The sequence below is a fragment of the Ruegeria sp. F12 genome, assembly GCF_056533885.1.
Genome location: NZ_JBQFOV010000008.1, coordinates 117,566 through 136,180, shown reverse-complemented (window position 1 = coordinate 136,180; position 18,615 = coordinate 117,566). Strand labels below are relative to the sequence as shown.

Here is an 18,615-nt window from a genome sequence, read left to right as displayed (position 1 = left end):
ATCACACCCGCCTTGCGTGTCGTTTAGTAGTTTGACAGCGTCTGAACGCAGGTCTTGGTCTCGGTGTTGTACATACCGCAGCCCAGATCTTTCCAGTCAGACTTCAGTACCGCCGATTCCGGCAGGAAGTCGGTCCAGGCGTCGCCCGGAACAACGTCAGTTTCGCTAATGATGTCGAACTGACCGTCTTCCTGAATCTCACCGATCAGAACCGGTTTGGCCAAGTGGTGGTTCGGTAGCATGACTGCGGTTCCACCGGTCAGGTTCGGGAACTCCTGGCCGTACATCGCGGCGCGCACATCGTCGACTTCGGTCGAGCCGGCTTCAGTCGCGGCGTTCACCCACATGTTGAAGCCGATATAGTGTGCTTCCATCGGGTCGTTGGTCACGCGGTCTTCACCCATGGTGGCTTTCCACGTCTCAACGAATTCGGCGTTCACATCGGTATCTGCCGACTGGAAGTAGTTCCACGCGGCCAGGTGACCGACCAGGTTGGTGGTATCCAGACCCGAGAGTTCTTCTTCTCCGACCGAGAAGGCCACGACCGGAATATCGTCCGCCGAAACGCCTGCTGCTGCCAGTTCCTTATAGAAGCCGATATTTGCGTCGCCATTGATGGTCGAGATCACGCCAACTTTCTTACCGTCTGCACCCAGCGCGACCACGTCCGCAACGATCTTGGACCAGTCGGAATGACCGAAGGGGGTGTAGTTGACGAAGATATCCTCGTCCGCGATGCCTTTACCCTTCAGATAGCTTTCCAGAATGTTGTTGGTGGTTCTGGGGTAGACATAGTCTGTGCCGAGCAGAGCGAATTTCTCGACCCCCAGTTCCTCTAGGAAATAGTCGGTCGCAGGGATTGCCTGCTGGTTCGGCGCGGCGCCGGTGTAGAAGACGTTCTTGGACGATTCTTCGCCCTCATACTGAACCGGGTAGAACAGCAGGCCGTTCAGTTCTTCGATCACCGGCAGAACCGATTTGCGGCTGACCGAGGTCCAGTTGCCGAAGATCACATCCACTTCATGCACGGTCAGCAGCTCGCGCGCCTTTTCAGCAAACAGCGGCCAGTCGGATGCGGGGTCGACGACAACCGCCTCAAGCTGTTTGCCCAGCAGGCCACCCTTGGCGTTTTGCTGGTCTATCAGCATCAGCATGGTGTCTTTCAGCGTGGTTTCCGAAATCGCCATGGTGCCAGAAAGCGAGTGCAATACACCGACTTTGATCGTGTCTTCGGCAGACAGTGCAGCGGTCGCCATGGCGGCAAAGACAAGAGATCCGGCGAGCGTGGATTTGAGAGATGTCATATGATTCTCCTGGGCGGGGCCGGGAGAGAGGGCTTGCGCAGATACGCACTCTTCTTCTACCTGATCCCCGCAACTGTTGTTGCGATCCGTGTGGCGGTTGTGTCCGAGGTCCAATTCGCGCAGCCGTCACACACCCTCGGGGATCGTCCCCGTGGCGGGCACCCATACCGTTTCTGCATCGCAGAGAATTTGGCAAATAGTTGACAGATCATTTCCGACAATCCGTCTCATTTGTTTAATTTTCAGGCAGTCGTTAACCAATTCGCTCAAAAATTAATCCAATCCGCCGGATATTGGCCCAATTCCGACAAGGCAGAATAGAGTTCCGACGTCCAAACGGCGAAACAAGCGGCAGAACAAAGTGATCCGCAGGTGCGCCATTACACATCATGCCTCGATATTGCCCACGCAAACCGCGACCCCGCCGCGCGCGCAAGGTGCGATTCGGCTGAGTGCCAAACGATTGGGCACATCCTCGGTTCTGGACGGGTTCCGGCAGTCGGGCTCGTTCAAGTGCCTGTTTCCGCGCACCGATTGCGACGCACTGGATGCGGTGCTGCTGAACACCGCTGGCGGGATCACCGGCGGCGACAATTTCCGCTTTACCGGCCATGCGGGCGACGACACCACCCTGACGCTAACAACTCAGGCCTGCGAGCGCGCGTATAAAGCCAAATCTGGTCCCTCGGGCCAGATCGTGAACCACCTAAGCGTCGCTCCGGGTGCGCGGCTGAACTGGCTGCCGCAGGAAACCATCCTGTTTGACGGCAGCGCGCTGGAGCGTCGGTTGCAGATCGACCTTGCCCCGGAAGCCACCGCACTGATGGTAGAACCGCTGGTCTTTGGCCGCATGGCGATGGGCGAGACCCTGACCGATATCCGCCTGCGCGACCGGGTCGAGATCCTGCGCGATGGCACACCGCTGTTTCTGGACGCGATGCAATACGACGGTGATCTGCACGCCCACCTGTCCAAACCGCATATCGCAGGCGGCGCGGGGGCGATGGCGCTGGTTGCCTTTGTCTCTCCCACAGCCGAGGGCCAGCTCGACCCCATCCGCGATATGCTATCCGAAACCGCCGGAGCCTCGCTGATCCAAGACGATCTGCTGGTAATCCGGGTGCTGGCCGAGAACAGCTTTACCCTCCGCCGCACGCTGATGCCGGTTCTGCGGCGATTGAACAATGACACGCTTCCCAGATGCTGGATGATCTGACATGAACCTGACCCCCCGTGAAAAAGACAAACTGCTGGTCGCCATGGCCGCCGAGGTCGCCCGAAAGCGGCTGACCCGTGGCGTAAAGCTGAACCACCCCGAGGCGATCGCGCTGATCACCGACGCCGTGGTCGAGGGCGCGCGTGATGGCCGATCGGTGGCTGACATGATGCAAGCGGGGGCCGAAGTGATCACCCGCGCGCAATGCATGGAAGGCGTGCCTGAGATGATCCACGAAGTTCAGGTCGAAGCCACCTTCCCTGATGGCACCAAACTGGTGACCGTCCACAACCCTATTCGCTAACAAAGGAACACAAATATGACCCGTATGCTCTTCCCAGCCCTGATCCTTGCTGGCCCTGCAGCCGCCCATACCGACACGCATATTCATGCGCACGGTACGGACTATGCCACTTTGGGCGTCGGTTTGGCGGTTGTCGCGCTGGCAGCTTTGGTCGTGATGACAAAGCTGAACAAATGATCCCCGGAGAGCTGTTCCCAGCCGAGGGTGAGATCACCCTGAACGCGAATGCAGAGGCAATCACCCTCATGGTCGCCAATACCGGCGACCGCCCGGTTCAGGTCGGCTCGCACTATCATTTCGCCGAAACCAACCCGGCGCTGGATTTCGACCGCACTGCCGCACATGGCATGCGTCTGGACATCGCGCCGGGCACCGCCGTTCGGTTCGAACCCGGTCAGGCGCGCGAAGTCTCGCTGATCCCCATCGGGGGCGCGCGCAAGGTGTACGGGTTCAATCAAAAGGTCATGGGGTCGCTCTGATGCCAGCAACAATCAAACGCTCTGACTATGCCGCCATGTTCGGCCCCACCACCGGCGACAAGCTGCGGCTGGCAGATACCGATCTGGTGATCGAAGTTGAACGCGACCTGACCGCCGAACGGGCCGGCGCTGCCGCGACTGGGGGAACGGGCGACAATGCGCTGCTCTACGGCGAAGAGGTCAAGTTCGGCGGCGGCAAGGTGATCCGTGATGGGATGGGGCAGTCTCAGGCCACGCGGGCCGAGGGGGCCGTGGACACGGTCATCACCAATGCGCTGATCGTGGATCACTCGGGCATCTACAAGGCGGATGTGGGTCTGAAAGACGGACGCATCGCCAAGATCGGCAAGGCCGGCAATCCCGACACGCAGCCCGGTGTTGACATCATCATCGGCCCCGGCACCGAGGCCATTGCGGGCGAAGGGCGTATCCTGACCGCCGGCGGGTTCGACAGCCATATCCATTTTATATGCCCGCAACAGATCGAAGATGCGCTGCATTCCGGCCTGACCACCATGCTGGGCGGCGGCACTGGCCCGGCCCATGGGACGTTGGCCACCACCTGCACCCCCGGCCCTTGGCATATCGGGCGGATGCTGCAGGCCGCCGACGCCTTTCCGATGAACCTCGCCTTTGCAGGCAAAGGCAACGCCTCGCTGCCCGCCGCGCTGGAAGAACAAGTCAACGCAGGTGCCTGCGCCCTGAAACTGCATGAGGATTGGGGGACGACCCCTGCCGCCATCGATTGCTGTCTCTCGGTGGCCGATGCGATGGACGTGCAGGTGATGATCCACACCGACACGCTGAACGAATCCGGGTTTGTCGAGAACACCGTGGGCGCCATGAAGGGCCGCACGATCCATGCCTTCCACACCGAGGGCGCAGGCGGCGGTCATGCCCCCGACATCATCAAGATCTGTGGCGAGAACCACGTTCTGCCCTCGTCCACCAACCCGACGCGCCCCTTCACCGTGAACACGGTCGAAGAGCATCTGGACATGCTGATGGTGTGCCACCACCTCGACAAATCCATCCCCGAGGACGTGGCCTTTGCCGAAAGCCGCATCCGGCGTGAAACCATCGCAGCCGAGGACATTCTGCACGACATGGGCGCGTTCAGCATCATCGCATCCGACAGTCAGGCCATGGGCCGCGTGGGTGAGGTTCTGATCCGCACGTGGCAGACCGCCGACAAGATGAAGAAACAACGCGGTCGCCTGCCCGAGGAAACCGGCGAAAACGACAATATTCGCGTGCGCCGTTATATCGCCAAATACACGATCAACCCGGCGATTGCCCACGGTCTAAGCCATCAGATCGGCAGCATCGAAGAAGGCAAACGCGCCGATCTGGTGCTGTGGAACCCAGCTTTCTTTGGGGTCAAACCCGAGATGGTTCTGCTGGGTGGCACCATTGCCTGCGCGCAGATGGGCGACCCTAATGCTTCGATCCCCACACCGCAGCCGGTCTATAGCCGGCCTATGTTTGGGGCCTATGGGCGCTCGGTCGAGCATTCGGCGATCACTTTCGTCTCGGGCGCGGCGCAGGCTGCGGGGATTGGTGATACACTGGGACTGGCAAAGCAAACCGTTGCCGTCGAAAACACCCGCAATATCGGCAAGCGCGACCTGCTGCTGAACAACGCCACGCCGCAAGTTGAGGTTGATCCCGAAACCTACGAAGTCCGCGCCGATGGCGAATTGCTGACCTGCCAACCGGCCGAGGTTCTGCCGATGGCCCAGCGGTACTTTATGTTTTGACCAAAAATTGTGCTGCGTTGCTGCATTTGCAACGCGGCCATGACCAAAAACCCACTACTCAATGAGGCTGACATGACACATTTTCAAGCTCATGGGAGGACCAACGGAAACGAGGGTCCAAATGGCACATTCAGCAACGCACACTCCGGCACGGGTTTCACTGTCCGGCCTGATCGCATCCACCACATCGCGAATCTACTTGGCATTGATCCGCGTGGCCGAAGCCCAGACACGCGTACGGCAAGTCGAATTCCTGCAATCGCTCAGCGACGAAGAACTTCGCAAACGTGGACTTACACGGGATCGGATCGTTCACCGGGTATTCGCGGACTCGATCTGGCTCTGAAAATCTCCGCTGCAGAGGGGGCAAGCATATGACCGCCCTACTCTGCACCGCGCGCCAATATTCGAACCACTCACATGGTGAACCGGCCGATCATCTGTCGCTGACCTATGAAGACCGCTTTCTGCGCCGCAAGGTTCTGACCTGCGACAGCGGCGAGCAAATTCTGATCGACCTCGCCCAGACCACCTCGCTGGATCACGGTGGCGCGCTTGTCCTTGATGATGGGCGCGAGGTGGTCATTCAGGCCGCCCCCGAAGCATTGCTGGAAGTCACCGCACCTGACCTGACCCGCATCGCCTGGCATATCGGCAACCGTCATACGCCCTGCCAGGTCGAAACCGAGCGTCTGCTGATACAGATCGATCACGTCATTCGCGATATGTTGCTGAAGCTTGGCGCCACGGTGCGAGAGGTGCGCGAACCTTTCACCCCCGAAGGTGGGGCCTATGGCCACGGCAGGACCCATGGCCACGCCCACTGACACCGACATACTGACGCTGGCGCAATGGCTCTCACCTGCCTACCCCGTAGGCGGATTTGCCTATTCGCATGGGCTGGAATGGGAAATCGAGAGCGGCAGCGTTTCCTCGGTCGCCGAAACAGGCGCGTGGATTGCCGATCTCGTCGAGTTCGGCACAGGACGCAACGATTGTATCTTGCTGTCGGCGGCATATGCCGCTCCGGCAGATGCTCTGGCCGAAATCGATCAAACCGCACGCGCCTTCTGTCCCTCATCCGAGCGTCTGCGGGAAACACGTCTTCTGGGTGAGGCGTTCAGCGGGCTTACAGCCGATGTCTGGTCGCTTGACCTGCCACCCCTGACCTATCCTGTCGCGCTGGGCCATGCCGCCGGACTGAGGGGGCTGCCCTTGGCGCTGACCGCGCAGATGTACCTTCAGGCATTCATGTCGAACCTGGTCGCCTGCGCGACACGTCTTGTGCCGTTGGGCCAGACAGAAAGCCAGCGGTTGATCCGGGATTTGACCCCGTTGTGCCAACGCGTCGCAACGGGTGCTCTTGCAGCTAAAATGGACGACCTTGGCGCGACCGCCTTCTTGTCCGACATCGCGTCGATGAAACACGAAACCCAATATTCAAGGATGTTCCGAACATGACCAGTATGAACGGCCCCCTACGCGTGGGCATCGGAGGCCCCGTGGGTGCAGGCAAAACCACCCTGACCGCCGCTCTGGCAGAGGCACTGCGCGACAAGCTTTCGGTGGGCGTGATCACCAACGACATCTACACCCGCGAAGATGCCGAAGCGCTTATGCGCATGCAGATCCTGCCGCAGGACCGGATCATCGGTGTCGAGACCGGAGGTTGCCCCCACACGGCGATCCGCGAGGATGCTTCGATCAACCTTGCCGCCGTGGCCGAAATGCAGGACCGCCATCCGGAGGTCGATTTGGTGCTGATCGAAAGCGGTGGCGACAATCTGTCAGCCACATTCAGCCCGGAACTTGCGGATGTGACGCTTTACGTAATCGACGTTGCCGCTGGCGAGGAAATCCCGCGCAAAGGCGGCCCTGCGATCACCAAATCCGACATTCTGATTATCAACAAAACCGACCTGGCACCGCATGTCGGCGCATCGTTGGACGTCATGAACCGCGACGCGACACGGATGCGCAGCGGCAGACCTTTCGTATTTGCGTCACTTCGAAATCGCAAAGGGGTGGATGATATCGTGTCTCTCCTTGCTCGGATCGGAGGCCTGCCAACACTCATGGCGGCAACCGAGTCGGAAACGGTCTGAGGTTTGCACCCGCAAACTTGGCTTTGCGCTAAGCCGGATAAGCGTGTCCGGTTTGGCGCACCTTTGGCCATTTACTTGCGTTAAACAGCTTCTTCTCTAGACCGACTTCCCCTCGCAAAGACGGCGACTATCGTTTTCCGGCGACAATCCTGTCAAGGATCAGAGCGCAGAACAAGATCGCTAGACCGGCAAGAATGCCTTGTCCTGCTGCCGCGTATTGCAGAGCTTCAAGCACATCTTCGCCCAGCCCTTTGGCACCGATCAGTGAGGCCACAACCACCATCGCCAGAGACAGAAGAATAGTCTGGTTCACCCCTGCCATTATGGTCTTGGCCGCAAGCGGAAGATCGACACGCCACAGCAAATAGCGCGGTGTCGCACCAAACGCCAATGCGGCTTCGCGTACGGTTTCAGGCACTTGTTGAAGCCCGAGTACAGTAAAGCGGATGACCGGTGGGCTGCCAAAGATCATGGTCGCGACGACACCCGCGGGTTTGCCCGAACCGATAAATGCAACAACCGGGATCAGATAAACAAAGCTTGGCATGGACTGCATGAAATCGAGGATCGGACGAACAATTGCAAATGCCTTGGGACGACGGGCGCAATAGATCCCAAGTGGGATGCCAAGCGTGATCGAGATCAACGCCGCAGCCCCTAACAATGCAATGGTTGTCATTGCTTTTTCCCAAAAATCGAGCAAACCCAAATATGCGAGCGCAGCCCCGGTGAAGATGGCAACGCGAGCACCAGCAGTGAGATAGGCCAGCAACACGATGACAAGCCCGACTACGGGCCACGGGGTTTGCACAAGAATAACCTCTATGCAGTCAAGAAGGGTTCTCATGCCGAATGTCAGACTGTCAAAAAAACCGCGTCCAGTGGTTTTGGTCCAATCAAACACGGCCTGAACGCCATCGCCGACGGTCAATCTCCAGGTGCGATCCGTGGGAAAGGACTTCAGCACAGCAAACGCATCGGGCTGGGCAAACTTAATCACCGACAGGCTCACAACGCTGCCAAAGAGAAACACAGCGATCAGCAGACGCTGGGGTGACCACCCACTGGCTGCGCTTCGGTCCGAGCGCCACCGCGCGAACTGGCCCTCAAGCGTCCAGTTGGCAAGAGCGGCTTGGATAAATTTGAACGCCACCAACAACAGCAGCCCAACAATAATGAATCCAAGTCCAGTCGCATCCGCCTGAACCGCCGCGTCCTGAGCTTGTGCCAGAGCTGTTTCCAGTGACTCTGCAGCCCGTTTCAAGGAATCCAGAGATGATGCCCCTGTTTGCTCAGCGACTGCGATCTGCTCACGACGAAGGTCGAGCGTCTCTCCGATTTTTTCCGCGCGCTGCCGGGCTTCGCGGCCAAGATCCCCAAAAAGACCTTTGCCAATCTGAATATAGGCAAAGGTTTCCAGCACCATAAAGCTCAGAAACCACGACCAAAGACCGCGCGCGCCAAACCAGAGCGGCCCAAGGATTGCAGCAGCCAGGTTCAGCGTGAAGCGATAGCCAGGGGCTTCCATCATATAGGCAAATGTTTTGCAGTAGTAATCCGCGCCGTTGTCAACAAATTCTTCGACCAGACGGCCCAGTCTTTCGGCGGTTTCCGGTTTAATATCCGACATGCCAGTCCTCACGCCTGATTTTGTTGAATTGCGCGGATGAGGCCGGTGCGATTGATCACTCCGACTGTCTTGCCATCATCGACGACGGCAACAATCCCATGTCCTTCGACGCACAGGTTCATGAGTTCGTCCAGATCCATCTCAGGATGCGCTTGATGAGGGTCATCGGGCATGGGACCGTTCTGGGCCTCGTGTTCATCAACAGGTGTCATGACGGAATGAGCAAAGATCATGTGAAGCTTTGATATTCCGGCGACGAAGTCCGCGACATAGTCATCTGCGGGGTTAAGGATGATCTCTTCCGGGGTGCCCACCTGCACGATGCGCCCATCCTTCATGATTGCAATTCGGTGACCAATGCGAATTGCCTCGTCTAGGTCATGGGTGATGAACATCGTTGTCTTGTTCAACTCGCGGCTCAGCGCCATGAACTGATCCTGCAACTGTTTGCGGATCAATGGATCAAGCGCAGAAAAAGGCTCGTCCATCAGCAGGATTTCCGGATCCGACGCAATGGCGCGGGCCAGCCCGACGCGCTGCTGCATCCCACCCGACAGTTCATGCGCGTATTTGTCTTCCCAACCTGTCAGCTCTACCAGGTTAAGAACGCGCTCAGCCTCTTCCCAGCGCCGCGCCTTACCTGTACCGCGAATTTCAAGCGGCATCGCCACATTGTCTCGCACGGTCCGATGCGGCATCAGGCCAAAATTCTGGAATACCATAGCGACGCGACGATTGCGCAAGTCCCGCAATCCTTCGGGCCCCAAACCCATGACATCTTCGCCATCAAGCAGGATCTCACCTGCAGTCGGCTCCAATAGCCGATTGACGTGACGTACCAAGGTCGATTTGCCCGATCCAGACAGCCCCATGACGCAGAAAAGCTCTCCGCGTTCGATCTCAAAGCTGGCATCGGCGACACCTACAACGCAGTTAAATCGTTCAAGAACCTCAGGTTTTCCCAACCCTTCCGCGTGAATAGCCTCAAGTGCTTCTTTTGAACGATCCCCAAAAACTTTCCACACGCCTCGCGCGTCGATGGCTATATCTTTGGCCATGGCTCCACCCAGAAAATGATAGTGCGTGCCAACGGCGCTGCCCGCCGTCGGCGATTTCGATCAAGCCCGGTTTAGTTTAGGCCCAGCCATCCATCCACGGTGTCCCCATTCTCGGCAATCCATGCGGCGACTACTTCGGAAATGTCGCCACCCTGAACAACGACCTTGTAGGTGAGCTCCGACAGCGCATCCGAATCCATGTCGATATTAGCCAATAGCGACGCGGCTGCAGGGTTCCATTCGTTCAACGAGTTCGAGTAGGCAACCTTGACGGTTTTAACAACGTCGCCGCTGGTGATCTTCGATTTGGCATACCAATCCGCGTCATCACCGGGCTGAATAATCGTGTATTCATCAGGGTTGTGGGGCGGTTCTTCGATCATCGTCATATCGTAAAGCGCATGAACATAGTGCGGTTTATAGCAATAAAAGACGACACCCTCTTCGTTCGACACTGCATCCTTCAAGCGTGCGTAGAAGACGGTTTCGTCTTCAGTGCTCGGCTCAAGAAATGTCTCGACGCCGTAGTCGCGCACTTTGACCCGGTGCACGTTGGTCGACGCCCATCCCGAAGCACCGATCCAGATCTCACCCTTACCGTCACCATTGGCGTCATAGAGTTGCTGAGCGTCCGGGGTCGCCAGATCAAAGATGGATTTGATGTTGTGCTTTTCGGCCATGTAAGTCGGGGTGCAGAAGCCGGCTTTACCTTCGTATGAACCAGACGAAAGAGACACCGTGCCCTTTTCATCCACATACTCATCCGTGAAGGACGACTGGTTTGGCAGCCAGACATCCGGGTGCACGTCAATGTCACCACGCCCGCCGTCCATCGCGGCGAAAATGACGGCATTCGCACCGGGGGCATAGCCCACTTCGCCGCCTAGACGACCTTCGATAATCTGGCCAATCACGTTGGCCATGATCTTTGCTCCGGGCCAGCTCGGCTCACCAATCATTACCTTTTCTTGCGCAAATGCACTGGTTGCGCTGAGGCTTAGCACAATGGCTGTTGAAATTTTAGTTAACGTTTTCATCCTGTTGGTTCTCCTTTTTTTGATTTATGCTCTGGCGCGCGTGCGTTGCGGATCCACAAACGGGATATCCACAACCACCCCACCAAGGCGTTTTAAGCGACCGTCCAATTGTCCAATTTCCAAGCGGGTGCCAGTCTCGGAAAATTCGATCGATAGCCGTACCATCGCAATGGCGCATTCAAACGTGGGCGAATACGTGGCAGAGGTTACCTCGCCGATTTGCCGTTCTCCGGCAAAGATCGGAGCGCCATTCGCGGGAACATCGCTGCCGCCCAGCGTCATGCCTTTTAAAACCCGACGTGGGTTTTCGGCATTTCGCGTCAATGCACCCTTGCCGACGAATTCGGGTTTGTTCAGATCAATCGCAAAGCCCAGCCCCGCTTCAAACGCATCCACACCTGGGGTGAATTCGGCACCAGCCGCAGCTAGCCCCGCTTCGATCCGAATGGTCTCAAGCGCGGCCGACCCCATTGGCGTGATGTTAAACTCTTGCCCGGCTTCCATAAGAGCATCCCAGAGCAAAAGCGCATCGGCCTGAGAACAGAACACCTCATATCCTAGTTCGCCGGTATACCCCGACCGTGACAGCATAAACGGCGCCCCGTCGCGGGAGTGCAGCCGGGCGATTGTGACACCAAACCACTTTAGTTGTTCCAGAGACGGGACATGCGGCTGCGTAAACACAATCTTGCGCAACAGGTCCCGCGAACGCGGCCCTTGCAGCGCCAGATTGGGAAGAGACCCTCGCATCGCATGAATGCGCACATGAAGGTTGTTTTCCAAGGCCAAAGCTTCAAGCACGCGGGCACTCTCTTCAGTGCCGCAACACCAGCGGAACAGGTGATCGCTTAGCCGGAACAGCGTGCCGTCATCAATCACAGCCCCCGTCTGATCGCACATCAAAGTATACGATCCGCGCCAAACCGACAGCTTTGCAACGTTGCGTGTCGTGGCCAATTGCAAAAGCTTCTCGGCATCTGGCCCGATGATGTCAAATTTCCTCAGACCGCTCATATCCTGAAGGGTCACGGCTTCACGACACGCCCAATATTCTCCGATCGAACCGACTGAAGGAAAGCTGACAGGTGCCCAAAGATCCCGCGCAGGTGCGAAGTCCTGCGTCAAAGGCTCCAACCGCTTGAAGAATGCAGACTCCTGACTGAGCGACATTGGGGCATCTTCCTTTTCACGATAAGCAACAGCGCGGCGAATTGGGGTGTTCGGCTTGTAAATCCGGACGTGTACGTCTGTTGGATTCCAGCCGTTGATCGGGTCTATGTCGTCCGGACAGGCGGTTGACACACAGGTGAGCCGCTCCATCGCTCGCATCGCCACATAATCACTAGGTCGCGAATAGCTCTCCGCAGTCCGGAGATCATGGGTGTGGGGATCAACCCAGGTATTCCAAAAGAAATTGATCGCAGGCCAGGCTGAACGCCGCCGTACTCCGAATGGGTCCAACGCCGCCGAAATATTGTCCGAGCAGTTTACGTGGCCTGGAAAACCGCGCTCTTCGTACCCCCGTGCGGTGCAGGCCAGTCCAAAGGTATCATGACGCCCACAAGTGTCCTGAAGTACATTCAAAAGCGGGTTCATGTCCTGATCAAAAAATTTGTCCAATGATCCAGGCCCCGGATAGCTGCGCCGAACCAGAGATCGCGTGGCCGTATTGTCAATCAACAGCTCTTCGCCCCTGTCCAGCCCGTCGGTGCGCAGCGCAAGAAAATCCGAACATTGCTGTCCTTCGACATCAATGATCTGAACAACTTCGCCGGGGGCCAATTCATAGGCCACGCCAGTACCCCGTGCGACGGTGAACTCGTCTCGCACATCTCCCAATTCAGGCGGCAAGATTGGCGTATTGCGTTTGGCGGGCTGAAAGGATGCCGTGACCCAGCTGTTGAGAGCGCCAGATACCAGTTGTTCGTTATTGCCCAAGCGCACCACCCAGACAGTGACGCGCGCTTTCACGCTGAAAACCACCTGATCTTCCGACGCCGGAACATTGGTGACGGGAATGTCACAAGATGCATTCCCACCCATTGCAGTCACCCAACCCAACAAAGCCCGACAATCAGCAGCATTCATGTCCAGCTTGCCTGTGGCATTTACCCCGAGGGCCGCGAGAGCATCTTTGCCTTTTGAGTCGAATGCACCGATCTGCAGATCGGACGTCAGCCAGCGGCCCGATAGTGAAAGCAGGTCCCCGGGCTGCATGTCAAACCGTTTAGCTTCTCGTGCCGCGAGCCGATGGGTTGTCCCGCTTTGCGCCTTAGGAAAGCCAAAGAAGGATCTCTCGGGAGAAGTCCACCCGATGTTGCTGAAGTCGTGAATGACCGAATGGGACGTCATGGAAACCTGCAGCCGCAGCTAAATGTAACTAGTTACATAAGTTGATGAAACTAGTTACATGTGTCAAGTTTATTTCTATAGCGCTTGCTGAACAGCCTCGATTAAGAAAGTAAATGACTGAAAAAGAGACAAAGAAACGAGCCAACCTCAGGGACGTAGCCAGAGCCGCCGGTGTTTCCGTCGCCACGGTTTCGCGTGTATTAAACACACCTGAGGCTGTATCCAAGAACACGCGCGACCGCGTCCAGCAGGCAATCGAATCCCTTCACTTTGTCCCCAGCGCAGCTGCCAGGGCCATAAACTCGGGGCGAACTCGGGTGGTGGGTGCTTTGGTGCCGACACTGGACAATGCGATCTTCGCCAGATTCCTCTCCGCACTCGAATATGAACTCGGCGAGTTCGGGTTATCCTTGGTGGTTGCAACAACCGCAGGAGACCCGGGAATCGAAGCCGAGAAGGCGCAACGTCTGATCGACATTGGTGCAGAAGCGCTAATCGTTTCCGGAATTACCCATAGCCCTGATTTCGACAACCTGATTTCTCGCACGCGGCTGCCAACCATAGCCACATCTTACTACGACGACGGATATTCACTACCGACCATCGGCTATGACAATGCGCGCGCTTCCCGCATGGCACTGCAATACCTCATCGACGCGGGGCACCGTCAAATTGCCGTTGTTCACGGCCCAGCGGACAACAACGACAGAACACGGGCGCGCCTTTCAGGCCTGCTTGTCGATGTGCCGGGTTTGGAGACTTTCAAATTTGAAACCAAAATCACTTTGGAAGGCGGCGCAACAGCCATCCAAAACGCCCTGAGCGCTGGAACTCACTTCACCGCCGTAATGTGCACGTCGGACGTTCTCGCGCAGGGCGTACTTTTTGAGCTACATCGGCAAGGCATGGTGGTTCCATCAAACGTCTCTTTGGTTAGCATCGATGACCTGCCCGTATCCGGTCAATCGGTACCAGGCATTACAACGGTTCACTTGCCGGTGGTTGAAATGGGAAAGAAGACCGCAAACGCGGTCATCCGATGGATTGAGGACGGCATCCGCCCTGACTCACAGTTGATTGATGTTACTCTTAAATTGCGACAGTCGGTGGCTGAAATAACATGACAGTTAGCAGGTAGCCCCCCTGAACTCGGATGACCGCTTGTCGCGCCAAATCAGCCCTTTTCTTATGCAGTTCAAATGCCTGGTTAGTCCGCCCACCGGACGTTCGATGGGCTACAATACGCAGCTAGACAGTGAGCGGCGACTCAGGAGCCCAATTTACCTAACACTGCAGACCGATTGAATGTCAGCAATGCAGGTTGCGCCTGCGCTCGCGTTCGGCCCAACTTGGACGCTGCCTCCAAACCCATAATCTGCTTTGATGAAGCCAGAACCGCCACCCTAAACAAGTCCGTTTTGGGCAAACTGCCTATTTGCCTTTGGACTTGTGGCAGACGTCAATCACGCACAAGGTGACCGCCATCCACATCCAAGACCGAGCCCGTTAGAAACCCGTTTGTCATCGCCATGACAACGGCTTGTGCGATGTCCTCGACCTCTCCAACCCGTCCTGCGGGCAGGCTGCTGCCAACCTGCGCATACATGGCTTCACGTGTCTCTTCAGTCATTGCGGCATAGGCTTCGGTTGCAACCATGCCAGGGCTGACGCAATTCACCCGCGCCCGACCAGCCAACTCTAGCGCCAGCCCTTTGGCCAGCGCTTCGACCGCCGCGTTTACTGCGCCCAGGCCAGTAGCTCCGGCGGATGGGCGACGACTGAGCACGCCGGAAAAGAACGTGATGGAGCCGCCTTTGACCAACACCGGCATCACTTCACGTGCAGTCATATAGGGGCCGATGAACTTGGCCTCGAACATAGCGCGCAGATCGTCGATGGGCAGGTCGGTGAACGCCCCACGCGCAGCACTTGAAGCAGAGATCACCAAGTGGTCAACCGATCCCAGCCCTCTGGCCCAGGAGGACACTCCTGCTCCATCAGTCGTATCCACGGGCGCGATCCGTACCCCGCTCCCAATTTCGCCCGCGGCAGCCTGTAGCTTGGCAGTATTGCGACTGGCGATTGTAACTTTTGCCCCGAGGGCGGTAGCCATTTTTGCTGTTGCTTTCCCCATGCCGCTGCTGCCACCAACGATGACAATGTGTTTGCCACTCAGGGCGGTCTCGAAAACAGTGTTCATTGCTGTGATTCCTCTTTTACTGGATGGGTCAGTCGAAGCTCAGCACCAGCTTGCCGGTTGTTTCACCGGCTTCTAGGCGGCGGTGCGCCTCGGCAGCTTGAATAATGGGCAGGGAGGTGACTTGAGGGCGCAGAACGCCCCTCTCAAGCAGATCAAACACTGTGGCCATATCCGCGCCAAACTGATCAGGTCGATTGATGAAATAGGTGTATATGTCGCTGACACGGACCGAGACGGACTTTTGGAAGTGCTTCGCCAAGTCTTCGGCAAAACTGCCTGTGGTAGGACCGGCAAGAAACCCGAATAGAACGGTTGTGCCCAGAGGTGCCAGTACATCGAGGTCTGATTTCAGGGTATCGCCCGAGATCGGGTTCAGCGTCAGATCCACACCGCGCCCCTCGGTAAGGTCCATCACCCGCGCGGTGACATCCTCGGTGCGATAGTCGATGACGTGATCGGCGCCCTGATCTTTGGCATATCCAACCTTGGCAGTGCTGGTCGAGGCGATTACCGTCATGCCCAGATGCTTGGCAACATGCAGGGCCATGGTGCCGACACCCCCGGCTGCCGCGTGAACCAGTACCGATTTGCCGGCCGCCGCGCCGCCCAGATTGACCAGCATGTGATAGGCGGTCATCCCGTTGACGGGGATTGCAGCGGCTGTTTCGAAGTCCACGGTATCGGCCAGCCGAGTGACGTAGGGCGCAGCGATTAGCGAATGGGTACCGTATCCACCGGCCCCGATTGGTCCCATCCAAGCCACACGGTCCCCAACAAAAAAGCCTTCGGCACCCTCACCCAGCGCCTCGACCACACCGGCACCTTCGACCCCTGGTACATGAGGCAGATCGGGCATCATCCCCTCGGGCATCTCACCGCGTCGGATGATCGTGTCGATAAAGTTGACCGCCCCGGCTGAGTTGCGGATCAGGATTTCCCCGGCATCGGGGGTCGGGGTCGCCTTGTTGGTCTTAAATAAGACGTCCGGTTTGCCGGTTTGGGTGATTTCCATGGCGAAAGGCATCAGCTATCTCCTTCTGTTGCGCAGAAGGTAGAGGTCACATCAAGCAATGATAATGATTGATATCAGGAGTTATAATCTCAAAAATAGAATAATGATCTACAACGACCTTGCCCTGTTTACTGTCGTCGCAAACCATCTGAGCTTTTCCAAGGCTGCAGACGGTCTGGGCATACCGCTCAGCCGGGTCAGCCGCAGGATTGCAGAGTTAGAAGACCATCTGGGCACCAAACTGTTCGAGCGGACAACCCGGCAGGTTCGCCTGACGGAGGAGGGCCGGCGCCTTCTGGACCGATGCCAGGATCCGATCGAGGCGTTGCAGGGTGTTGCAGGCTTTGCCGACGATACCAGACGCCAGAGTATCCGCATCACGGCACCTCCGCTGGCAGCACGCACGACGATTGGCCCTCGGCTGTTGGATTTTGCGGAACAGAATCCGGATGTGGCGCTTGAGATGACCACCACCAACATCATGCTGGACTTCTTTCGCGACAATATTGATGTGGCTTTTCGGGTAGGCCCACTCACCGACTCCAGCCTTGTCGCGAAACGGCTCTGGTCGGTTCCCTACTGCTTTTGTGCCGGACAAGGGTTTATTGGAGAGCGTGGGCTAAGAGGGTTGATTTCCAGACCGGACTTTCTTGCTTTGCCCGCGCTGACAGCTGGTCAACCCTGGGTGCTAGAGAGCGGGGAAACACTGCACCCGAAGCAAACCGCACACAACTTAACCGACCTTGATGTCATTGCGCAGGCCGCCCGTCGAAACCTGGGTGTCGCGATGCTGCCTTCGGATATGGTAAACAGCGATCTAAAACGGCTTGAGGTTATAGACACCGTCCCTCTGACGCGGGACATGTTCGCAGTCTATCCCAGCCGCCGTCTGTTGCCCGCACGGATCAGGAAGCTAATTGATTTCATGACACCCGGCTGAACCTACCAATCAATTGCAACACCATCGCGAAAGAACCCTCCGGTCGGGCCGCCTTTCGGCAAGGTCGCTGCCCAGACGACTCCTTTGGCCCCTTCGGAAATCGGACGTCCCCCGCCGCCCATATCCGTGGCAACCCAGCCGGGACAAACGGCGTTCACGAGAATGCTCTGAGGTTTCAAGGCGGCAGCGGTCTTGAGGGTCAGCGCATTCAGAGCCGCTTTGGACACGCCATAGCCAGGCGTTCCGGCGGACATGCTGGACAGCTACCCCGCCCCAGAGGACACGTTGACGATCCGGGCATCCGTGGCTCGTTTTAACAGTGGCACCGCCGCGATCGTCGTCTCCCATGGTCCGAAAAGGTTCGTATCGAATGCTTGGCGGACCCTGTCCAGATCGGCGTGGTGAACCTGTTGGTCGGCGTCATAATCCACGCCCGCGTTGTTCACCAGAACATCAAGGCGACCATAGACCGATTCAATCGTCAAAAAGAAAGCGGCAGCAACAGAGTCCGGATTAGAGACATCCAGTTGCAAAGCTTCCGCCCCATATCCGATTTCATCCGCAGCGGCCTGCCCTTTTGCCAAGTCGCGCACACCGATCAAAACTTTCATCCCATGGTCTCGGGCCAATTGCCGGGAGACCTCTTTGCCAATACCACGATTGGCTCCGGTCACGAGTGCGACGCGCTGACTGGTCATGGTCCTTCCTCAATTTGCCTCGGCCGCGCGCTGACCGGCAAGAGCCACAAGCCCACGGTCACCGGATTCCCAGATTGCCGTCATGGTCATCGATGTGACAACCCAGCGATCATCTGATTTCTCAAGCTCATAGTCATAGCGGCCACCCAGCACCCACAAGCCGTCATCAAGACGATGGGTTGCTGTGAAATCCGCCTGTGCCGTCGCAGATGTATCGGACAGAGAGGTGACGGTGTGATTGGTCACCATGTGGTGCGTCGCGTCGAAACCGGGAAGAAAGGCGGACCATCCAGCCACGAGCTCGTCGGCGGGTTGTGTGACCGGGTCTCCGCCCCAGAGGCTGGTGTAGTCCGTTGTGACGGTATCGGAGAACGCGCCGCGCACGCGGGTCCAGTCGTGGCGGTCAGCACCTGCCGCGATGTCGGTGATTGCGGTCGAGATATCGGCCTGTTGTTCAGCAAAAGCCGCGGATCCGATCATAGAGACGGCCGCAAGGGTCGATGTGAGTTTTCTACGCATG

General features: G+C 57.6%; 19 protein-coding genes and 1 pseudogene. 11 read left to right on the top strand and 9 right to left on the bottom strand.

All coding sequences use genetic code 11. From position 1 onward, the window contains the following. Positions 1-23: 23 nt before the first annotated feature. A complete protein-coding gene (urtA, locus tag ACR0CA_RS12805) occupies positions 24-1,304 on the bottom strand; it encodes an urea ABC transporter substrate-binding protein (protein WP_480505053.1) in 1,281 nt (426 codons plus the stop codon). Positions 1,305-1,704: 400 nt separating this feature from the next. Between urtA and ACR0CA_RS12800 the strand changes: the two genes are divergently transcribed. The 9 genes from ACR0CA_RS12800 to ureG all read left to right on the top strand — a co-directional run bounded on the left by ACR0CA_RS12800 (position 1,705) and on the right by ureG (position 7,168). Beyond that, positions 1,705-2,520, top strand: coding sequence for an urease accessory protein UreD (locus ACR0CA_RS12800; RefSeq protein ID WP_480899395.1), 816 nt, complete (start codon positions 1,705-1,707; stop codon positions 2,518-2,520). A gap of 1 nt (position 2,521) precedes the next feature. Next, positions 2,522-2,824, top strand: coding sequence for an urease subunit gamma (locus ACR0CA_RS12795; protein ID WP_170790661.1), 303 nt, complete (start codon positions 2,522-2,524; stop codon positions 2,822-2,824). A 15-nt stretch (positions 2,825-2,839) separates the two neighbouring features. Then, positions 2,840-3,001, top strand: a complete 162-nt coding sequence (locus ACR0CA_RS12790) for a hypothetical protein (protein ID WP_170773783.1) — start codon at positions 2,840-2,842, stop codon at positions 2,999-3,001. Next, positions 2,998-3,303, top strand: a complete 306-nt coding sequence (locus ACR0CA_RS12785) for an urease subunit beta (RefSeq protein ID WP_170790659.1) — start codon at positions 2,998-3,000, stop codon at positions 3,301-3,303. Before ACR0CA_RS12790 ends, ACR0CA_RS12785 begins: the two co-directional genes overlap by 4 nt. After that, positions 3,303-5,063: an urease subunit alpha gene (gene ureC / locus ACR0CA_RS12780; protein WP_170790651.1), complete on the top strand. Its 1,761-nt coding sequence runs from the start codon at positions 3,303-3,305 to the stop codon at positions 5,061-5,063. The genes ACR0CA_RS12785 and ureC overlap by 1 nt, the downstream gene beginning before the upstream one ends. Before the next feature lie 121 nt (positions 5,064-5,184). Further along, entirely contained in the window at positions 5,185-5,409 is a 225-nt protein-coding gene (locus tag ACR0CA_RS12775) for a DUF1127 domain-containing protein (RefSeq protein WP_170790649.1), read from the top strand. Positions 5,410-5,437: 28 nt separating this feature from the next. Next, entirely contained in the window at positions 5,438-5,890 is a 453-nt protein-coding gene (locus tag ACR0CA_RS12770; protein ID WP_170773775.1) for an urease accessory protein UreE, read from the top strand. Beyond that, on the top strand, positions 5,874-6,524 hold the full coding sequence (locus ACR0CA_RS12765) for an urease accessory protein UreF (protein ID WP_480899394.1): 651 nt from the start codon (positions 5,874-5,876) through the stop codon (positions 6,522-6,524). Before ACR0CA_RS12770 ends, ACR0CA_RS12765 begins: the two co-directional genes overlap by 17 nt. Continuing rightward, a complete protein-coding gene (gene ureG / locus ACR0CA_RS12760) occupies positions 6,521-7,168 on the top strand; it encodes an urease accessory protein UreG (RefSeq protein ID WP_480551995.1) in 648 nt (215 codons plus the stop codon). Before ACR0CA_RS12765 ends, ureG begins: the two co-directional genes overlap by 4 nt. 127 nt (positions 7,169-7,295) lie before the next feature. On the opposite strand, the gene ACR0CA_RS12755 is transcribed toward ureG, so the two are convergent. The 4 genes from ACR0CA_RS12755 to ACR0CA_RS12740 form a co-directional block, all read right to left on the bottom strand. Then, entirely contained in the window at positions 7,296-8,798 is a 1,503-nt protein-coding gene (locus ACR0CA_RS12755; RefSeq protein ID WP_480899392.1) for an ABC transporter permease, read from the bottom strand. 8 nt (positions 8,799-8,806) lie between these two features. Then, positions 8,807-9,856, bottom strand: a complete 1,050-nt coding sequence (locus ACR0CA_RS12750) for a quaternary amine ABC transporter ATP-binding protein (RefSeq protein ID WP_480899391.1) — start codon at positions 9,854-9,856, stop codon at positions 8,807-8,809. Positions 9,857-9,927: 71 nt separating this feature from the next. Continuing rightward, a complete protein-coding gene (locus tag ACR0CA_RS12745) occupies positions 9,928-10,893 on the bottom strand; it encodes an ABC transporter substrate-binding protein (protein WP_480899390.1) in 966 nt (321 codons plus the stop codon). A gap of 24 nt (positions 10,894-10,917) precedes the next feature. Beyond that, positions 10,918-13,110 carry a DUF1989 domain-containing protein gene (locus ACR0CA_RS12740; protein ID WP_480899389.1) on the bottom strand — a complete coding sequence of 731 codons (2,193 nt, stop codon included), beginning with the start codon at positions 13,108-13,110 and terminating at the stop codon, positions 10,918-10,920. Between the two features lie 248 nt (positions 13,111-13,358). On the opposite strand from ACR0CA_RS12740, the gene ACR0CA_RS12735 reads away from it, so the two are divergent. Beyond that, on the top strand, positions 13,359-14,369 hold the full coding sequence (locus ACR0CA_RS12735; RefSeq protein ID WP_480899387.1) for a LacI family DNA-binding transcriptional regulator: 1,011 nt from the start codon (positions 13,359-13,361) through the stop codon (positions 14,367-14,369). Between the two features lie 335 nt (positions 14,370-14,704). Here the strand turns inward: ACR0CA_RS12735 and ACR0CA_RS12730 are convergent, their stop codons facing one another. Both ACR0CA_RS12730 and ACR0CA_RS12725 read right to left on the bottom strand, forming a co-directional pair. Then, positions 14,705-15,445: an SDR family oxidoreductase gene (locus ACR0CA_RS12730; protein ID WP_480877488.1), complete on the bottom strand. Its 741-nt coding sequence runs from the start codon at positions 15,443-15,445 to the stop codon at positions 14,705-14,707. 28 nt (positions 15,446-15,473) lie between these two features. Beyond that, the gene (locus ACR0CA_RS12725; protein WP_480899386.1) at positions 15,474-16,469 is read right to left on the bottom strand and encodes a quinone oxidoreductase family protein; all 996 of its coding nucleotides are present in this window, start codon (positions 16,467-16,469) and stop codon (positions 15,474-15,476) included. A gap of 91 nt (positions 16,470-16,560) precedes the next feature. On the opposite strand from ACR0CA_RS12725, the gene ACR0CA_RS12720 reads away from it, so the two are divergent. Then, positions 16,561-17,397 carry a LysR family transcriptional regulator gene (locus ACR0CA_RS12720; protein ID WP_480551984.1) on the top strand — a complete coding sequence of 279 codons (837 nt, stop codon included), beginning with the start codon at positions 16,561-16,563 and terminating at the stop codon, positions 17,395-17,397. Positions 17,398-17,399: 2 nt separating this feature from the next. Here ACR0CA_RS12720 and ACR0CA_RS12715 read toward each other — a convergent pair. Continuing rightward, positions 17,400-18,095 (bottom strand): annotated as a pseudogene (locus ACR0CA_RS12715) (SDR family oxidoreductase). Between the two features lie 9 nt (positions 18,096-18,104). Next, the gene (locus ACR0CA_RS12710; protein WP_480877484.1) at positions 18,105-18,614 is read right to left on the bottom strand and encodes a nuclear transport factor 2 family protein; all 510 of its coding nucleotides are present in this window, start codon (positions 18,612-18,614) and stop codon (positions 18,105-18,107) included. Position 18,615: the final 1 nt, after the last annotated feature.

What these genes read in the sequence shown, in the direction of transcription:
- urtA (WP_480505053.1), bottom strand. Translation starts at nt 1,304, where the DNA reads ATGACATCTCTCAAATCCACGCTCGCCGGATCTCTTGTCTTTGCCGCC.
- ACR0CA_RS12795 (WP_170790661.1), top strand. Translation starts at nt 2,522, where the DNA reads ATGAACCTGACCCCCCGTGAAAAAGACAAACTGCTGGTCGCCATGGCC.
- ACR0CA_RS12790 (WP_170773783.1), top strand. Translation starts at nt 2,840, where the DNA reads ATGACCCGTATGCTCTTCCCAGCCCTGATCCTTGCTGGCCCTGCAGCC.
- ACR0CA_RS12785 (WP_170790659.1), top strand. Translation starts at nt 2,998, where the DNA reads ATGATCCCCGGAGAGCTGTTCCCAGCCGAGGGTGAGATCACCCTGAAC.
- ureC (WP_170790651.1), top strand. Translation starts at nt 3,303, where the DNA reads ATGCCAGCAACAATCAAACGCTCTGACTATGCCGCCATGTTCGGCCCC.
- ACR0CA_RS12775 (WP_170790649.1), top strand. Translation starts at nt 5,185, where the DNA reads ATGGCACATTCAGCAACGCACACTCCGGCACGGGTTTCACTGTCCGGC.
- ACR0CA_RS12770 (WP_170773775.1), top strand. Translation starts at nt 5,438, where the DNA reads ATGACCGCCCTACTCTGCACCGCGCGCCAATATTCGAACCACTCACAT.
- ACR0CA_RS12765 (WP_480899394.1), top strand. Translation starts at nt 5,874, where the DNA reads ATGGCCACGCCCACTGACACCGACATACTGACGCTGGCGCAATGGCTC.
- ureG (WP_480551995.1), top strand. Translation starts at nt 6,521, where the DNA reads ATGACCAGTATGAACGGCCCCCTACGCGTGGGCATCGGAGGCCCCGTG.
- ACR0CA_RS12755 (WP_480899392.1), bottom strand. Translation starts at nt 8,798, where the DNA reads ATGTCGGATATTAAACCGGAAACCGCCGAAAGACTGGGCCGTCTGGTC.
- ACR0CA_RS12750 (WP_480899391.1), bottom strand. Translation starts at nt 9,856, where the DNA reads ATGGCCAAAGATATAGCCATCGACGCGCGAGGCGTGTGGAAAGTTTTT.
- ACR0CA_RS12745 (WP_480899390.1), bottom strand. Translation starts at nt 10,893, where the DNA reads ATGAAAACGTTAACTAAAATTTCAACAGCCATTGTGCTAAGCCTCAGC.
- ACR0CA_RS12740 (WP_480899389.1), bottom strand. Translation starts at nt 13,110, where the DNA reads ATGCAGCCCGGGGACCTGCTTTCACTATCGGGCCGCTGGCTGACGTCC.
- ACR0CA_RS12735 (WP_480899387.1), top strand. Translation starts at nt 13,359, where the DNA reads ATGACTGAAAAAGAGACAAAGAAACGAGCCAACCTCAGGGACGTAGCC.
- ACR0CA_RS12730 (WP_480877488.1), bottom strand. Translation starts at nt 15,445, where the DNA reads ATGAACACTGTTTTCGAGACCGCCCTGAGTGGCAAACACATTGTCATC.
- ACR0CA_RS12725 (WP_480899386.1), bottom strand. Translation starts at nt 16,469, where the DNA reads ATGCCTTTCGCCATGGAAATCACCCAAACCGGCAAACCGGACGTCTTA.
- ACR0CA_RS12720 (WP_480551984.1), top strand. Translation starts at nt 16,561, where the DNA reads ATGATCTACAACGACCTTGCCCTGTTTACTGTCGTCGCAAACCATCTG.
- ACR0CA_RS12710 (WP_480877484.1), bottom strand. Translation starts at nt 18,614, where the DNA reads ATGCGTAGAAAACTCACATCGACCCTTGCGGCCGTCTCTATGATCGGA.